Below are 16,973 nucleotides of genomic sequence, written 5' to 3'. Positions count from 1 at the left end.
GTTATGCTTTCCGAAAGCTAATTATACTAATTCGTGCGTAAACCTAACATCATAATCAGGGGATATGTAAGAATATCTAATGATTTAAAGGTTCTTCGTGAGGTTTTCAGCGACATTTTGTGGTGAAAAACCTTTACTTCAAGAGCAAAAACCGAATTATGAACAATTGATGTGAGGTTATTTTTCGCTTTTTAGTAAACTTTCCTGAAAAAGCTATTGTCAAATCCAAGAATGCTGTATATAATGACATTAAGAATTGATTACATGTTATATAAACTAACATTAAAAAGGAAGTGTCGACCAATGTTCAAGAAGTTGCTGTTTTCCACAGGCGTCATGTCATTACTCGTACCAACCCTAGCTTTTGCCGCAGATGATAAAACGCCTGCGCAACTAGCTGCCGCTATCGATTCTGTATGGGTCATGTTAGGTGCGATTCTAGTTATTTTCATGCAAGCAGGATTTGCATTGCTGGAAGCGGGCTCGACTCGTATGAAGAATGCCGGTCATGTTGCTGGTAAAACGATTTTGACCTTTGGCATTTGCGCCATTGCTTTCTGGGCAGTTGGGTTTGGTTTAGCTTTTGGAGATGGTAACGCGTTTGTAGGTACAGGCGGCTTCTTCATTGATGGGTCAGCCGAACAAACAGCAGCTTCAATTAGTGTGTTTGCAGAATCACCTATTCCTATCAGTATCTTGTTCTTGTTCCAATTAGCTTTTGCAGGAGTTTCGCTTGCTATTGCTTGGGGCGGCTTTGCAGAACGTGGTAAACTTCCAGTTTACTTCATCTTCGGTATCCTGTTCACTGTATTGATTTATCCAGTAGTTGCTCACTGGGTATGGGGCGGCGGATGGCTTGGAGCGATGGGCATGCAAGATTTTGCAGGTTCCACAGTTGTTCATTTACAAGGGGCTACAGCAGCATTGGTTGCAACGATTTTACTTAAACCACGGATTGGCAAATATAATAAAGATAAAACACCCAATCTTATTCCCGGTCATAACCAAGTATTATCGGTTCTAGGTGTTATCATTCTCTGGATTGGTTGGTTCGGCTTTAACGCTGGTTCCACACTGAGTGCAACTGGTGATGGATTCTTCGGTTATGTTGCTCTAACAACAAATTTAGCAGCAGCGGCTGGTGCAGTAGCGGCCCTAGTGGTATCATGGATGTACTTTGGTAAAGCGGACATTCCTAGCATGTTGAATGGTGTACTTGCAGCACTTGTTGCAATCACAGCAGCTTGCGCATTCGTAACACCTCGTGATGCTATCATTATCGGAGCGATTTCCGGTATTATCACATTCTTCACTTCGCAATGGTTTGAGAAAATGGGCGTTGATGATCCAATCTATGCATTCTCTGTGCACGGTATCGCAGGGATTTGGGGAACATTGTCCACGGGTTTGTTCGCAACACCAGAATTAGCAGCAGCAGTAAATGTTGGTGGACCTGGATTGTTCTATGGTGGTGGCTTCCATCAATTAGGTGTTCAAGCATTAGGCGTATTCGGAGCTTTCGCATTTGTACTTGTACTTTCCTTTGTTATTCTGGGTATTCTGAAAGCAACAATCGGATTACGTGTTACGGAAGAAGAAGAAATTATCGGTCTGGATCTTTCCGAGCATGGCAGCTATGGCTACCCTGAGCAAATGAAAAAAGCGGTTCAAGCTGGAAGCACTTCAGCTTAAATGGTAATCTACTTAATTAAATAATTTATGGTTTTGAAGGAGACGCATATGGAACATCTCTCATTGGAAATGATTCGACAACAAATTGATCAAGCTGAAGGTGTCCTGCAGCTTCGTCAATTAAGGAATCAACTGCATGAGGAGTTCGAGCAGCGTCTCCTTCTTTCCCATTCACTTGATTGGAACCGAGAATTAAACCTGGTTCATGATAGTCTGATTAGCAAGGCAATTGCTCTAGCACAAGCTGATGTGAGCTTACAGCTTGGTGAACCGCCGGTTGCTTACGCTTTTGTGATGTTTGGAAGCGGAGGACGCAGTGAACAGACCTTGTGGAGTGACCAAGACAACGGCTTGATTTATGACGACTCGTCAGATGAACTGGTTTCTAAAAATGCGGAGGGTTACTTCCGAGTGTTGGCAGAACGGATAAGCGGCATGTTGATGCAGCTTGGCTATCCACCATGCACAGGCGAGGTGACCAGCACCAATGATAAATGGCGGAATACATGGAGCGGTTATCGCACTATGCTCTATGAATGGCTGAAGGACCCCAATTGGGAGCATGTGCGTTACTTGCTCATATTAGGGGATATGCGCTTGGCTTATGGCGAAGCAAGCCTGGTAAACCGTTTAATGGATGAATTAATGGATTATGTGGCGAAACATCCCATTATGCTTGAGCATATGCTTCATAACACGCTGCACCATAAGGTTTCACTTGGTTTGTTCGGGCAACTGATCAAGGAGCGTTATGGAGAGGATGCTGGTGGTGTTGATATTAAGTATGGGGCTTACATTCCTATAGTGAATGGAATTCGTTTGCTCGCAATTGAAGCAGGGATCAAGCAAACCTCTACGGAAGCAAGAATTATCCAATTGATGGATACTGGTTTTGTTGAGGAAGAAATTGCCCAAGATTGGTTAGAAGCCTTAGCTATTGCTTTGAAGCTCCGTTCGTTAACCCCATTTCAAATGGAGGATGACCAATTTACATCAAGAGGCAAGCTGGCAGCAGAAGGCCTTACGAAAGAAAGAACCAATGAATTAAAGCTATGCCTTAGAATTGGTAATGACCTTCAAAAATATGTGAAAAAAATGGTCTCGAAGGAAATCGAAAAAGGTTAGGTGATCAGCTATGAAAGACATGAGGCCTGCAGGAAGAATGTGGAATTTGTACAAAATGGGTGGCATTACACCGGCACTAACCTCAATGTTCGATGTGCAAAGCGCCCAACAAATGGCTTTTATGCGTTCGATAATGAAGGAACAACGCAAAAATTCGCTTTATGATATTCCTCTTGAAACGGTGGAGCTTGTGGTATTTGACTTAGAAACGACCGGATTCTCCCCTTATCATGGAGATGAGATTATATCCGTCGGGGCTGTTGCGGTAAATGGTGATAGTATTATGGAGGATCAAAGCTTCTATAGCTTGGTGAATCCCAAACGGAATATTCCAGAGCAAGTGGTGGAGCTAACAGGAATAACGAACGAAATGGCTGACAATGCACCAGATTTATATCAAGGACTTCGGGCATTTCTGGAATTTGTCCAGAAAAAGGTGCTTGTTGCTCATGGGACCGGCCATGATAAGCATTTTCTCAATTCAGCTTTATGGAAAACATCAAAGGTGAATTTATCCCATCGCATGATTGATACAATGATGGTTGCCAAATGGTTAAACCCCAAGCTGGGCCATTATGATTTAGATACCTTGCTGCAAGAATATGGGATTGAGGTTTCGACCCGCCACCATGCTTTAGAGGATGCTTTAATGACCGCAAAGCTTTGGAGCACTTTTATGGTAGAATTTAAATCGAAAAATATTGAGTCGTTAGGCGATTTGTACGCGAAGTTAAGCTATTAAACATCTTTGGACAGGGTAGGAAAACCCTGGTTGAGGATGTTTTTTTGTTAGGCAGACCGTTAATTAACCTTGGATAATGGTGATGGGTATAGGACGGTAGTGCATGCTGTGAGAGAAGTCCTGATCAACCCCCTCTAAACGGACATATTGATAAGCGGCTATATAAGGCGTCGGCTGCTGTAAGGATACAATCCAATGGCTGGGAAGCTGATGCCAAGACGTTAACAGATCCTCGTGGGAGGGAATTGCGGCAGCGGTTGGGTGGGAATGCACAATGCCTACGACTTCCAGCCCACTGCCGATTTTGCTTGTTAAGATAGGAATCAGAGATACAGGATCCATAGAGAATTGGATGGAAGGGTTGGAGGCACAGTTAGGGACGGAGTCAAACGCCTCGACATGGATCCAAGAAAAATTTGCTGTGCCCCACACAAAGCCGCAGGCTTCATTCGGTTTTTTCTGTATGCATTCATCGAGAATGCGGTCTTTAATAGAGCGTTTCAATTGTATCGTTGGTATTTGCATAAGGGCAGGCATCCTTTGTAAAATCTTCAGCTTGGCTGGCGAATATAACATATATCCAGTATAACTGCAAAAGCTGAATCGGGGAAAGCCGGTTCCCCTATCCGTTCAATTCCCCCTTCGGCTTTACTAGAAAAAAGACAAGCCCTAAAGCGACAAATGTCATGGAGGTTACCGTGATAAACACCAGTTGATGGGAGATTTCCATCATCCAGCTAAACAAGGGAGGTCCAAAGGCAACACCAAGAAAGCGTAAGCTGTTATAAATAGAGGTGATCATACCTCTTTGCTGTTTTTCGACAGAGCCCGTGATCATCGTGTTTAAGCAGGGAAGCAGCAAGCCTGTGCCGATGCTGCTTAACGTTAGAAGCCCGATAAATACATACAGGTTTTTCTCCAGTATAAACATACAGGACCCTAAAGCGATCATCATTATTCCAAGCCCTATATTCATTAGCCATCGCATGGCGACCCCATTCTTTTTTATGGTAGCCCCTGTCGTGTAAGAGGCGATGACCAGGCCAAGCAGCGGGATAGCTAGCACAAACCCCTTTTTGACGCCATCGATTGTATAAGGAGCCTCCTCCAAAATATTCGATAAATAAAATAAAACACCAAATAACACAAACAAAGCCATAGATCCAGCGAAAAATGATGTAATCAGCCAGCGTCCCTTTTCCTTCAAAATAGCGGCGATGCTTTTCAAATAAGGCTTAAGCTTCAAGGGCTCCTCTGCTTTAGCGGGTTCTTTTAATAAGAAAATAACCGCAAGCAACGATAACAGACAAAAAAACGGAAAAGCAAAAAAGGCTCCATACCATACAATTAGCGCCAGCAAAGAGCCAAGTATCGGGCTTATGACCTTGCCAAAGCCATTGGAAGCTTCCGTTAGTCCGAGCGCTTTACTTTCCATGCCACCTTTAAACATATCTCCGGCAAGCGCCATAGCAATAGGGGCTGTCCCTGCGGCGCCTAGACCTTGGACGGCTCTCGACGCAATAAGAATCGGATACGAATTCCACATGGCACCTAACCCTGCTATTATCCCTGCAGACCCATAAATAATTAAAGAAGGGATGATTACGGCTTTTCGTGAAAAGCGGTCTGATAAATATCCCGAAATCGGAATGACCAGTCCAGCCGTTACCGAAAACAAGGAGATGACCAAGCTGCTTTGGAATTGGCTGACTCCAAGCTTTTCCTGTAGGTCGGGCAGGATGGGAACCAGCATGGAATTGCCCAACACAAGGACTAAAGGAACCGAGGCAATCGCCATAAATTCAAGGGAGTGGCCCTTGGTCTCTTTACTGTTCCCAGAACTATTTGGGTGCTCAGCTGGGGAGGTTTTTGGTTCCGCTGTAATGCTGCTTTCGAAAATAATAGGGAGTTTCTTTTTTGTTTTTTCCATAAGCGGGTATCTCCTTGAGCTTTGATAACCATAGGATACCCTAATGTCAATCACGTCATTCTTTTGTCAGTTCTGGTTATAATAATCGAAAAGAGGGTGGAAGGAGCACAATGATGAAGCGCTCAGTATGGAGAGGAAGTTTAGTTGCGTTGTTAGCAGGTTTATTCTTGTTGGTGTATATAGAGGGTGGGTGGATTGGCTTGTCTAAGGTGAGGGCAGCAAGCGAGGCAGCTCCAATGCCTGCTGCTCGCAATCAACCTGCTCCAGCTATTGATCTAAGCGGTTTGGATGGCAAAGCTTATCATGTGGGTGGGGCAAGGAGTAAAGCGCTTATAATCAATTTCTGGGCTTCTTGGTGCGGTCCCTGCCATGATGAGGCACCTGACTTGGAGCGGATGTATAGTAAATATAAAAATGAGCTGGACATTTATGCCGTAAATGTTACCAAAGGCGACCAGCTAGAGGAAGTTAGCAAATTTGTGAAGCGATACGGGCTTAGCTTTCCTGTGCTGCTGGATCAGCAAGGAAGTGTTGCTAACAAGTACCGGCTATTATTTGTGCCGACCAGCTTTTTGGTTAACAAGCAGGGTATCTTGGTTGATGTTATTCATGTGCTTCCTGCTGAGGAGCTGGAGCGGAGGATCCAGCAGCTGGTTAAGGGCTAGTGAAACCCAATAAACGGCAAATAACCTCGATCTCCACAGTATGGGAAATCGAGGTCCTTGCAACATCTTGGCAGCTGTGGAGCTGCTTCATTCTCTAAAGGCATTCGCCTAGTGGTTAACGAGGCCGTGGCGTTCCTTTTGCTCTTCGGTGTGTACATCTGCCTTGGCTTGGCCAATAAGCGCGTAGCGGATGCTATCGGTAAGCGCCTGCCAGCTGGCTTCAATAATATTAGCCGATACGCCAATTGTGTTCCATGTGTTGTCGAAGTTGGTGGACTCGATCAGTACGCGCACTTTGCCGGCTGTATTGTCTTTTTCATCCAGTACCCGAACCTTATAATCAGTTAGATGGATATTTTTCAGGGCGGGGTAGTGCTGCAGCAAGCATTTGCGCAGGGCGTTATCTAAGGCATTGACCGGACCGTTGCCTTCTGCAGCGTTATAGACCGATTCTCCATTAATTTTCATCTTCACGATGGCTTCAGTCACCACAGGCTGGTTGACGGTTTTCATAACCATAATTTTGAACGATTCGAGAGTGAAAATTTCCTCTAAGCTGCCATAAGCATCACGAATGAGCAATTCCAGAGAAGCGTCAGCCCCTTCGAACTGGTAGCCCTGGTGCTCCATTTCTTTAATCTGCTCAATCAATTGTCGGGATTGCTGATTATTGTTATTGAAATCAAGGCCTAGCTCCTGGGCTTTGAATACCAGGTTGCTTTGGCCCGCTAGTTCAGATACCAGAACACGTTGCTTGTTTCCTACTTGCTCTGGAGTGATATGCTCGTAGGTGCTGGCATTACGTAGAATAGCTGAGACATGGATGCCTCCTTTATGAGCAAATGATGCCGTTCCGACATATGCTTGGTTGACAGGCAAATGCATGTTGGCAATTTCGCTGACATAGCGGGCGACCCCAGTTAAGCTCTCAAGCTGTGATGCCGTAATACAGGAATAGTTCAGCTTCAATTGCAAGTTCGGGATGATCGAGCAGAGGTTGGCGTTGCCGCAGCGCTCGCCAAAGCCATTGATCGTGCCCTGCACCTGGGTGGCGCCTGCCATGACCGCTGCCAGGCTGTTCGCGACGCCAACCTCGCAATCGTTGTGGGCATGAATGCCAATAGGTGCCGAGATTGCTTGCTTGACGGCAGCTACAATTTCGCTAACCTCATGCGGTAGCGAGCCGCCATTCGTATCGCATAGCACAATCCAGTCTGCGCCGGCCTCTTCGGCTTTTTTGATCGTTTGCAAGGCATATTCGGTGTTGTTTTTGTACCCGTCAAAAAAATGCTCGGCATCATAAATAACTTCGAGGCCTTTGCTTTTTAGATAATGGACGGAATCATAAATCATCGCCAAGTTTTCCTCAAGCGTCGTTTGGATGGCATGGTGGACATGGAAATCCCATGACTTGCCAAATATCGTAGCAACAGGAACGCCGACCTCGAGGATTCTGTTCAGGTTGGCATCATCCTCGGGAAGAATGCCTTTGCGGCGTGTGCTTCCAAAAGCCGTAACCTTGGCATTGACCAATTCCAGCTCCTGCACACGCAGGAAAAACTCGATATCTTTATTGTTGCTGCCTGGCCATCCGCCCTCAATATAATGAACACCAAGCGAATCAAGCTTGCGGGCAATTTTCATCTTGTCCTCGACCGATAAGCTGATGCCTTCTCCTTGTGTGCCGTCCCTTAAAGTAGTATCAAAAATTTTTACATTAGTAGCCATGGATAGTCCTCCTGATCCTAGAACACTTTCACGAAATATAATGTACTATTATAGCACAACAAGCATCGATAAGGGTAATACTTTCATGAAAATAGACAGAGGTGGCTGCTTGACCTGCTTCATTAGGGAAGGTATCCTTAAATGAAAGAGATTATTCAATTTGAAAGCCATTACCTTGTCTGGGGGTAGCACGACCAATGTCCACAGAAGCGTACCCGATTAAAGGCAGAGTCATCCTGCACATCGACATGAATGCTTTTTACTGCTCGGTGCACGAAGCTGTAGAGCCTGGCGTTTACAAGGGGAAGGCGACAGCTGTAGCCGGAAGTGTGGAGCTCCGTAAAGGGATCATTGTGACCTGCTCCTACGTTGCCCGCGCCAAGGGGGTCAAAACCGGGATGCTGGTTGGACAGGCTTTAAAAAGCTGCCCTGAATTGATCCTTATTCGGCCCGATTTTGATTTATACCGTGATTTTTCCCGTCGTTTCATGAAGATAGCCTATGATTACTCCCCTCTGATCGAAGCTATGTCCATTGATGAATGCTTTATGGATATTACAGGCTCGAAGCAATTTGGAACGCCTATTGAAATTGCCGAGATGCTTCAATCACGAATACGTAATGAGCTACTGCTGCCTTGCTCGATCGGAATTGCCCCGAATAAGCTGTTGGCGAAAATGGCTTCAGATATGAAAAAGCCCAATGGGATTACCATTTTGCGAAAGAGAGAGGTTCCGCTTTTATTATGGGAGCGCCCTTGCAACCAATTATATGGAATTGGCAACAAAACTGCGGATAAGCTGAAGAAATTAAATATCCAGACGCTAGGGCAACTCGCTAAGGCTGATGATGCTTTGCTAGCGGAGCAGTTTGGCATTATGGGTGCGGTACTGAAGCGATCGGCGAATGGTGAGGACTCATCGGAGGTCAACTCGGAGCGAGAGCAGAGCAAATCAATTGGACACACAACAACCCTGCCAACGAATTTTACGGATCGCAACGATATTTATCGGGTTTTTCTTAATTTGGCAGATCAAGTAGGTCGGCGTATTCGCAAGCAGCAGCTTCTTTCCCAAACCATCCAAATCACCATTCGTGACCCAGATATGAGAACCATTACAAGAGCGGCCAAGCTTCCAGTGCCAACGGAAACGCGTGAAGATATATTTAAGATGGCCTGCAAGCTCTATGAAGAGCATTGGGAACAAGGGAAGCCAGTTCGGCTTCTGGGAATTACCTTACAGAATCTGTTGAACAAAGAAGAAACTGCGGTTCAAATGGATTTATTCGATTACCAGCAGCGTCCGGTTAAAGATAAGCTGATGCGAACCATAGATGCACTGCGCGACAAATTTGGCGAAAGTGCTATCTTGACGGCAGGTATGCTGAGTGACGATCCTTCCGCAATGATTCGCAACCACAAATCAAGGGGAACCTCGCTGCAAATGGACCATTTAAGGGATCGCCCTTTGGAGGAGGATTGAAGTTGACCGTCGTAATCGGATTTACCGGATATTCCAATAGTGGAAAGACCAGGCTGATCTCTCGGCTGGTTCACTATTTTGCGCTAAACCATATTAGCTGTGCAGTAGTGAAACATGACGCACATGGGCATTATAGAGAAGCGACTGGCAGTGATTCTGCACAATTTATTGAGGCAGGTGCCGCTGCAACGGTAGTTGTTTCGCCCAATGCCTACGTTACCTATAAAAAAGTGCCCACAGATTTGGACAGCCTCTTGCCTAAACTTCAGGCTGAAGGGTATGATTTAATAATGGTTGAGGGCTTCAAGCAAGGTAATCATGATAAAATCGCCTTATTCCGTAATGAGGAGCAATCCCAGATTATCTCGAATTTACCCCATTTGCCTATTGCTGTTGTAGCTCCCGAGCCCTTAAGGGAATATAGTATTAAAGGGGTTCCGTTTTTTGATCCAGACGACTTGGAGGCTCTTGCCAACTGGATAAAAGGGCGATTTAACTCTTAATCTACTTTTTATTTGAACTTTCCAGCGTTTTATATTATATTCAAGGATGAGATTATACAAATTAGGAGGCAAATTAAAATGGCAAAATACACTTGGGTTGAAAAAGATACCTGTATCGCCTGTGGAGCCTGTGGAGCAACGGCACCCGACATTTACGATTATGATGATGAAGGCTTGGCAGAGGTTATTTTCGATAATGATGGAAATAAGGGTGTAACCGAAATTCCAGATGATTTATATGACGATTTGCAGGATGCACAAGATGGCTGTCCTACGGATTCCATTAAAGTTGCTGATAGTCCGTTTAACTAAATAATTCTTTAGCTGAAAAAAGTCTTTTTCTTAGGGATGTAGTCCCTAGGAAAAAGACTTTTTTTTATTTATGCAAAAATTGACGTTTTTTGATGCTTATAGGCAAAAAAGTATGGTAATATTAGAGCGAATCTGGGTTGGAGGGGCTAAAATGAAAAAGGGTGTCAGCAAATCTGCCGTCATTGTTATGGGAAATACATTGGTGGTATTGATCTGTTTGGTTTTTCTTGTTTTAGGTTTATGGAAGGTGCTTTCAGATCAAGTATTTGACATCAATATGAAGCAATCAATGAACGGTGCTCCACATGAAGATATCCTCGTTATTGGAATCGATACGGAATCTATCAAATCCGTGGGACCTTATCCATGGGACCGCAAGGTTTATGCACAAATGATCAGTCAACTAGAAACAGCCGGCGCTAAAGTAATAGCCTTTGATATCGAGCTTTACACAGACAGCACGAAGCCAGAAAGCGACAAAATTTTAGCTGAGGAATTGGCTAAGCATAAAAATATTATTATTCCGTCACATGCTGACCTGGAGGGCGACTTTGATCGTTCTACCACAGTTAAGGCGGGCGAGCTGATTATGGCGCGCAACACGGACCAACCGATTCCAATGTTTCAAAAATCAGTCCATAAGGCACATGTGAATGCTACCTTCGATTCCGACGGAGTGGTACGCTCCAATTGGCTGCAAATTGATACACCTGATGGCGTATTGCCCACTTTAGGGCTAGCAATGGCACAATTGGCCGGTGCAGACGTTACTAAGTATTTGAACCTCCCCCTTTTACAAAATCGCCCCAAATCAGAAATGCTAATCAAATGGGATGGCAAAGAATTCAACTTCGAAACGATCCCTTTCTCGAAAGTATTAAGCGGCTCCATACCACCACAAGTGTTCAAAGATCGGATCATTCTTATTGGTTATACGGCTCCGGGCTCAGATGAAGGCATCACGCCGGTGGAGCGCCATATGCATCTGGTATATGCGCATGCGAATATATTAAACCAAATTTTAAACCAGAAGGTAATCGTGCCTGTTAGCGGGGCTATAACACTGGCAATGGCGGCATTTATGATCGCCTTATTCGGTTTCCTCACATGGAGGCTGAAATCCATTACCAGCATTTTAATAGTAATCGTTGTTTCACTTGGTTTGTTGGCTCTTCAATACTTTACTTTCGCCTATAGCAATCTTTACTTGGATACCATTGGTGTTGTCTTAAGTGGACTCATCTCTTATATTGGCAATATCGCGATGAAAACATATTTTGAAACCAAACAGAAAAACTACATCACAAAGCAATTTGGACGCTACATATCGCCGGATCTGGTTAAAGAAATTGCCAAGAGCGATTCGGAAATCCAATTGGGTGGCATCAAGCGGGAATTATCGCTACTGTTCCTGGATGTTAGCGGCTTTACGCCACTATCGGAGAAGCTTAAACCTGAGGAGGTTGTCGATTTCCTGAATATGATGTTTAACCTGATTACGGAGCGTACCCTTGAGAATCGGGGAACGATTGATAAATTTATCGGGGATGCGGCTATGATCTTATATAATGCTCCACTGGATGTGCCTAACCATGCTTATTACGCAGTGAAGACAGGGTTCGAAATCCAAGAAGGCATGGAGCAGATTCGGAGGGATGTTGAAGCTAAATATGGGGTCTCCTTAAGCATACGGGTAGGCATCAATACCGGTGATGTTGTTGTAGGCAACATAGGCTCCTATTTGCGGGTGGATTATACGGCTATTGGTGACAACGTGAATACAGCAGCGAGAATCGAGTCCAATGCAAGGCCCAATAAGGTATGGGTTTCCGAATCCACCTATGAATTAACGAAGGATTATTTTGAATATGAATTCGCTGGAGAGAAGCTAATGAAAGGTAAGAGCGCTCCATTAAAATTATTTGAGGTTGTGAGTGTAAAAGGAGCCCCAGTCGAAGAAAAGAAGTCAGGTAAAGCGTCATAGTGTGTCAAACTTTGCATTGCCATTTAATGTGTCTCAACTTACAATTGATAGAGAGTGAATAAGAGGATACGTAACTCGGGATAACGTAAAATGCTGGAAGAATGAGAGGAGATTTACTGTGGGATATGGGAATAAGATGAGGATGGGCGGTAGCAAATCATTTTTATCTTTATTTGTAGCTTTTTGCATGGTATTTTCATTGCTGTCTGTGGCATTATCTGAACCTATTCAAGCAAAAAGTACACGTGCTGCCATTATCGTTGATGTAAAAGGGACGGTCACTGTCAAAAAGTCAGGGGGCTCTAAATCCTATACGGCTTATGGGGATATGACTTTAAATCAAGGTGACGTGATTTTTACAGGAGCCGAATCTTCAGCTGTTATTCGCATTGCCGACCATGATGATGAAATCAGTATCGGAGATAATGCCGAAGTTAGTATAACGGATTTAGCAAGCGAAAAGAATGGCAAGCAATCTAAGGTTTCCTCTTGGGCAGGCTCCATGTGGGTTAAAGTAAAATCACTAGTTGGCTCTGATGATGAGTTTGAAGTTGAAACACCAACAGCGGTCATGGCTGTGCGTGGTACCCAGTTTTTCATGGGTGTAGACCCTATCACAGGTAATACTTTTGTTTCCGTAGGTGCTGGGGCTGTATTAACCACAACTACAACATATAATGAGCCGGATACGAACAATTCGCAGCAAGAACGGACTACACTATTGCTGCCTACACAGCAAATTAGCTTAACAGATCGTAAAGAAGTATCGGACTTAAATGTAAAGGTTGAAATCGTTGATATTTATAAATTGGTCGAGCAAGCCTCGCCAGCTTTGTTAGAAATCATCATTAAGAACAAAGCCGAGATTGATCGGGAAAATCAAGTGTTTCTTGATAAGAAAAGGGCTGAAATTGCAGAAAAAAATAAAGCTGACACAGGTAATTCAGCGTTGACAATTAACGATATCGAAACCTTGAATAGAATCAGCAAAAACTTGGACAATGTGATCGGGAATATTGCCAAGATAGCTTTGGAGCAAAAGAAAATTTCCCCGGAAAAAATGAAGGAAATCCTTAATGACGCCAACAATAGAATTGAGGCATTGGACAAAAAAATTGATTTGAATAAGGTAGAGCCTCTTGATCATACTGCCGGAGTCGATGCAGAGAAAGAAAGGATCAAACAAGAAGAATTAGCAAAGCTAGAAACACTTAAAGCCATGAAGCTAGCCGAGCAGTTAAAGATGGAGAATGAACTGAAAAATAAACTGAAATCGGTCCTCGAGGCTGTTGAATTGGAAAAGAAACGGGTTGCTGCCGCCAATAAGAAGGTAGAAGAGGAAACTGCCAAAAAAGCAGAGCAAGACTTCATTAAGCAGCTTTCCCCTTCAGAGAAGGCAAGCTTTGAAGCAAGTAAAACTGCCAACAGTGCAGCAACGGGTACAAGTACTACGGGCACCGGAACGACTACAGGAGGGTCGGGTGGAGGATCCAGCTCGGGATCAGGAAACAGCAGCAATAACAATAATGCTTCCGTACCTGTGGCTCCTAACTTAATAAGTCCTGCTCAACCGACTACCGTTACTACAGGTAATGTACAGATCAAGCTTAAAGCTCCTTTTACATCCAATATCCAAATATTAAATGGGAATACCGTGCTATCTACTTTGACAGGCCAGGGTGACAATGAGGTAGTCTTCGATCTTGCATTGCTTAATGGCGTGTACAATTTAACTGCACGCTCAGAACGTGCCCAGAGATACAGTGCTTCGGTTTCCATCCCTCCGATCACTGTCAATAATTCGGAACAGCCTATAGTGGCTGATGTTGTATTGGCGCAGGGCGGAGTTACAGGTGGTGTAGCTAACCTGAATTTGTCTCTGAAAAACTTCTTGCCTGCTAACCAATTTTATGCGGTAGAAGCGCATTTGGTATACAAGAACTCCGACTTTAGCTATACAGGACCTACCACAATAACGGACGTTAATGGTACGGTCTTCGATGGGGCTTCAACAGCTGAAACGATGCGTCAGGTTACAGGCTCTACACAAAGCGAGCTGATCTACGCAGCCTCCCAATTCGAAACCGCAGCCAATACTGGCACCATTAACAATCTAACGGTTAGTGGAGAGAAGCTGTTAGTAGCAATTCCATTACAGGTTGGTAGCGGATCTGTAAATCCGGCAACCGTAGATCTAGTCTATGTTAAAATTGTTGACAAAACCGGAGCCGTTGTTTACGAACTGGGCTCAGGCCTAGCCCATGCACCCAAATCTTTGAGCGTAACGACTAAGTAAGGAAACATAAAGAAAGGGGAACCCTATGAATAAAGTAAGCAAAGTTTTCACATTAGCCCTAATTTCGACTTTGTTGATGAGCACTACTACTGTGTGGGGCGCAGCTTTATCGGTCGATAGCATAAAGGGAAGCGATGATCAACTATTAACGAATGTGACATCTCTAGCAGGAATTGGTGATTTCGATAACCAGAATGGACTTGCAGCCCTTGCCTCTTTCCGGAACCCTACGAGTACAGCTATAATGCCCGATGGGTCGATCCTTGTATCCGATACCCGCAATCATGTGATTCGTAAGCTAAAGGACGGTCAAGTTACTGCATTTGCCGGAGTCACTGTAGACGTGGATGCTAAAGGGTTTCCGCTGGGGGGCCGCTATGATGGCAAAGTGGATACGTCTTTCTTCCAAGAACCAATGGGTCTTGGCCTAGACGGCAAAGGAAATGTGTATGTTGCAGACGCAGGCAATAATGCGATACGCAAAATCGATACTAACGGCAATGTGACTACTCTTGCCGGAACAGGAATAATCGGGATAGCAGATGGAGCTGGTAGCGAAGCTACCTTCCATCGCCCATCTGATGTAGCTGTCAAATCGGATGGAACCGTTTATGTAGCGGACACGCTGAATCATCTGATCCGCAGCATAAGCCCGACCGGCCAAGTTACAACCTTGAATGCTTTATCGGGGCGTTTAATTGAAGTAACACCCGGCCAGGTCGTGCAGGCTGGAGATTATTTGGACAGCTCTATCCTAGTGTCCAAATTTAATGAGCCAACGGGACTTGCGTTAGACAGCAAAGGGAATTTGTTTGTTAGTGATAGCGGCAACCAAAGAATCCGCTATATTGATTTCCAGCTTAACCAAGTTACAACGGTAGCGGGCAATAATAGGTATGATCCCCAAGGTGCCCTGTATGGTGAAACCGATTTGTACATACCTGGTGATTATTTGGATGGACCTGCTGACAAAGCGTTATTCAATGCCCCGCAAGGTATTGCGGTTACTGGTGAAGGCGGCCTAGTTATTGCTGATAGCTTGAATCATTCGATTCGCTACTTAAACCAAGGCAAGGTTACCACTTTGGCAGGAGCAACGAATTTACGTGGCGGCGAGTCTGATGGTGTGGATCGGGGAGCTTCATTTAAGAACCCTGCTGATGTTACGGTAGCAGCCGATGGAACGATACTTATAGCCGATGCTTTTAATAACAAAGTTCGTAAGGTAAGCCCTTATCAGCTACCGGCGGATTTGCCCAAGGACAATACGATTAAGGTAGCATATGAATCTAACTGGATCCAATTTGATGCGCAGCCTGAAATCGTGAATGACAGAACGATGGTGCCTGTTCGTATAATTGCGGAAACATTAGGCTATACCGTAAAGTTTAACGATGCGGACCGCAGTCTGCAATTAACCAAAGATGGACTAGGCATTGAATTATATGTGGATAAAACCGGTGTTAAACGAATCGTAGAGGGCTTAGTTGCTCCTTTAAAAGAAACCGATGTAGCTCCATACATCAAGCAGGATCGCACTTATGTTCCAGTTCGCTTTTTTGCTGAAGAAATCGGTTTAGACGTACAATGGGATAATGTTACAAGAACCGCTATTTTAAGACCAAAAACAACGATAGCTCCATAATACAAAGGTAGAAGGCCTACTTTGCTTGGGAGGGATGGATCCGATCCTTCTCTTTACAAAGTAGGTTTTTCGATTATATTCGATTATAATAATAAAAAGCCATACAGTTGGAGGCGGATTTGTGCCTGATAAGCAAGAGTTGAACGACAGAGTTGAACAGTTAGAGAAACGCAACCGAGAGCTAACCCTGCTACTAGAATCTGCCTTTGAACTTAAGCATGGCCCCACTTTAACAGACCATCCGTTTTCTATTAGTGTCATTCATTCATTAGTCCTTGCCTTGGACTCTAGAGACCCTTATACGGCAGGACATTCCTCAAGAGTAGCACTGTATTCTTTGTGGATAGCGAAGGAGCTTGGAGTATCGGAAGAGGAATGCAAGCATTTCTATCGTTCCGCACTTATGCATGATGTGGGGAAAATTGGGGTTCCTGACCGGGTGCTGCTGAAGGCCGAAAGCCTTAACGAGGAAGAATTCGAGATTATGATTTCACATACAACGATCGGTGCACGCATATTATCTAAGATGGAGCCAACGGAGCGAATGATACAGGCAACCGAGGTTGCTAAGTACCACCATGAGAAAATGGATGGTTCTGGTTACCCCGAAGGCTTGCGTGGAGAGGCGATACCGTTTTATGCCCGAATTGTAGCGGTAGCCGATGCCTTTGATGCGATGACTACAGACCGCCCTTATTCAAGAGCAATCAGCTACCAAGAAGGCGTAGAGGAACTACTCCGTTGTAGGGATTCACATTTCGACCCCTTGGTTGTATCCGCATTTAATAAAGTGATGCAGGAGCGTAATTATTTAAAAGGTGGACCCATTGAGCAGCAGCTTGATTCACACCCTAGCTAGAGATCAAG

General features: G+C 44.5%; 14 protein-coding genes. 11 read left to right on the top strand and 3 right to left on the bottom strand.

Annotated elements, in window-relative coordinates; translation table 11 throughout:
* Window positions 1-303: 303 nt before the first annotated feature.
* Genes G9U52_RS15515 through G9U52_RS15505 form a run of 3 tightly spaced genes read left to right on the top strand, consistent with a single transcriptional unit; the run spans window position 304 to window position 3,559 of the window.
* Window positions 304-1,692, top strand: coding sequence for an ammonium transporter (locus G9U52_RS15515; RefSeq protein WP_166151814.1), 1,389 nt, complete (start codon window positions 304-306; stop codon window positions 1,690-1,692).
* A gap of 48 nt (window positions 1,693-1,740) precedes the next feature.
* Window positions 1,741-2,817 (top strand): DUF294 nucleotidyltransferase-like domain-containing protein, encoded by a 1,077-nt coding sequence (locus G9U52_RS15510; RefSeq protein ID WP_166151090.1) that lies wholly within the window; start codon window positions 1,741-1,743, stop codon window positions 2,815-2,817.
* A 10-nt stretch (window positions 2,818-2,827) separates the two neighbouring features.
* A complete protein-coding gene (locus G9U52_RS15505) occupies window positions 2,828-3,559 on the top strand; it encodes an exonuclease domain-containing protein (RefSeq protein WP_166151088.1) in 732 nt (243 codons plus the stop codon).
* A 63-nt stretch (window positions 3,560-3,622) separates the two neighbouring features.
* Here the strand turns inward: G9U52_RS15505 and G9U52_RS15500 are convergent, their stop codons facing one another.
* On the bottom strand, window positions 3,623-4,084 hold the full coding sequence (locus G9U52_RS15500) for a M67 family metallopeptidase (RefSeq protein WP_166151086.1): 462 nt from the start codon (window positions 4,082-4,084) through the stop codon (window positions 3,623-3,625).
* A 97-nt stretch (window positions 4,085-4,181) separates the two neighbouring features.
* Window positions 4,182-5,489, bottom strand: coding sequence for an MFS transporter (locus G9U52_RS15495; RefSeq protein ID WP_166151084.1), 1,308 nt, complete (start codon window positions 5,487-5,489; stop codon window positions 4,182-4,184).
* Window positions 5,490-5,599: 110 nt separating this feature from the next.
* Between G9U52_RS15495 and G9U52_RS15490 the strand changes: the two genes are divergently transcribed.
* Window positions 5,600-6,154 (top strand): TlpA family protein disulfide reductase, encoded by a 555-nt coding sequence (locus G9U52_RS15490; RefSeq protein ID WP_166151082.1) that lies wholly within the window; start codon window positions 5,600-5,602, stop codon window positions 6,152-6,154.
* 108 nt (window positions 6,155-6,262) lie between these two features.
* Here the strand turns inward: G9U52_RS15490 and cimA are convergent, their stop codons facing one another.
* Window positions 6,263-7,882, bottom strand: coding sequence for a citramalate synthase (gene cimA / locus G9U52_RS15485; RefSeq protein WP_166151080.1), 1,620 nt, complete (start codon window positions 7,880-7,882; stop codon window positions 6,263-6,265).
* 197 nt (window positions 7,883-8,079) lie between these two features.
* Between cimA and G9U52_RS15480 the strand changes: the two genes are divergently transcribed.
* The 7 genes from G9U52_RS15480 to G9U52_RS15450 all read left to right on the top strand — a co-directional run bounded on the left by G9U52_RS15480 (window position 8,080) and on the right by G9U52_RS15450 (window position 16,965).
* On the top strand, window positions 8,080-9,366 hold the full coding sequence (locus G9U52_RS15480) for a DNA polymerase IV (protein ID WP_166151078.1): 1,287 nt from the start codon (window positions 8,080-8,082) through the stop codon (window positions 9,364-9,366).
* A gap of 2 nt (window positions 9,367-9,368) precedes the next feature.
* A complete protein-coding gene (gene mobB / locus G9U52_RS15475) occupies window positions 9,369-9,869 on the top strand; it encodes a molybdopterin-guanine dinucleotide biosynthesis protein B (RefSeq protein ID WP_166151076.1) in 501 nt (166 codons plus the stop codon).
* A gap of 78 nt (window positions 9,870-9,947) precedes the next feature.
* Window positions 9,948-10,181 carry a ferredoxin gene (locus tag G9U52_RS15470; RefSeq protein WP_166151074.1) on the top strand — a complete coding sequence of 78 codons (234 nt, stop codon included), beginning with the start codon at window positions 9,948-9,950 and terminating at the stop codon, window positions 10,179-10,181.
* 151 nt (window positions 10,182-10,332) lie between these two features.
* Window positions 10,333-12,165 (top strand): CHASE2 domain-containing protein, encoded by a 1,833-nt coding sequence (locus G9U52_RS15465; protein ID WP_166151072.1) that lies wholly within the window; start codon window positions 10,333-10,335, stop codon window positions 12,163-12,165.
* Between the two features lie 118 nt (window positions 12,166-12,283).
* Window positions 12,284-14,461, top strand: coding sequence for a FecR family protein (locus G9U52_RS15460; protein WP_166151070.1), 2,178 nt, complete (start codon window positions 12,284-12,286; stop codon window positions 14,459-14,461).
* A 25-nt stretch (window positions 14,462-14,486) separates the two neighbouring features.
* The gene (locus G9U52_RS15455) at window positions 14,487-16,106 is read left to right on the top strand and encodes a stalk domain-containing protein (protein ID WP_166151068.1); all 1,620 of its coding nucleotides are present in this window, start codon (window positions 14,487-14,489) and stop codon (window positions 16,104-16,106) included.
* A 121-nt stretch (window positions 16,107-16,227) separates the two neighbouring features.
* Window positions 16,228-16,965, top strand: coding sequence for an HD-GYP domain-containing protein (locus tag G9U52_RS15450; RefSeq protein ID WP_166151066.1), 738 nt, complete (start codon window positions 16,228-16,230; stop codon window positions 16,963-16,965).
* Window positions 16,966-16,973 lie beyond the last annotated feature (8 nt).

Source organism: Paenibacillus agricola (assembly GCF_011440305.1).
In the GTDB taxonomy this organism is placed as follows: Bacteria; Bacillota; Bacilli; order Paenibacillales; family NBRC-103111; genus Paenibacillus_S; species Paenibacillus_S agricola.
The sequence above is the reverse complement of the archived record's forward strand: the minus strand, read 5'-3'. Positions and strand labels throughout refer to the sequence as shown.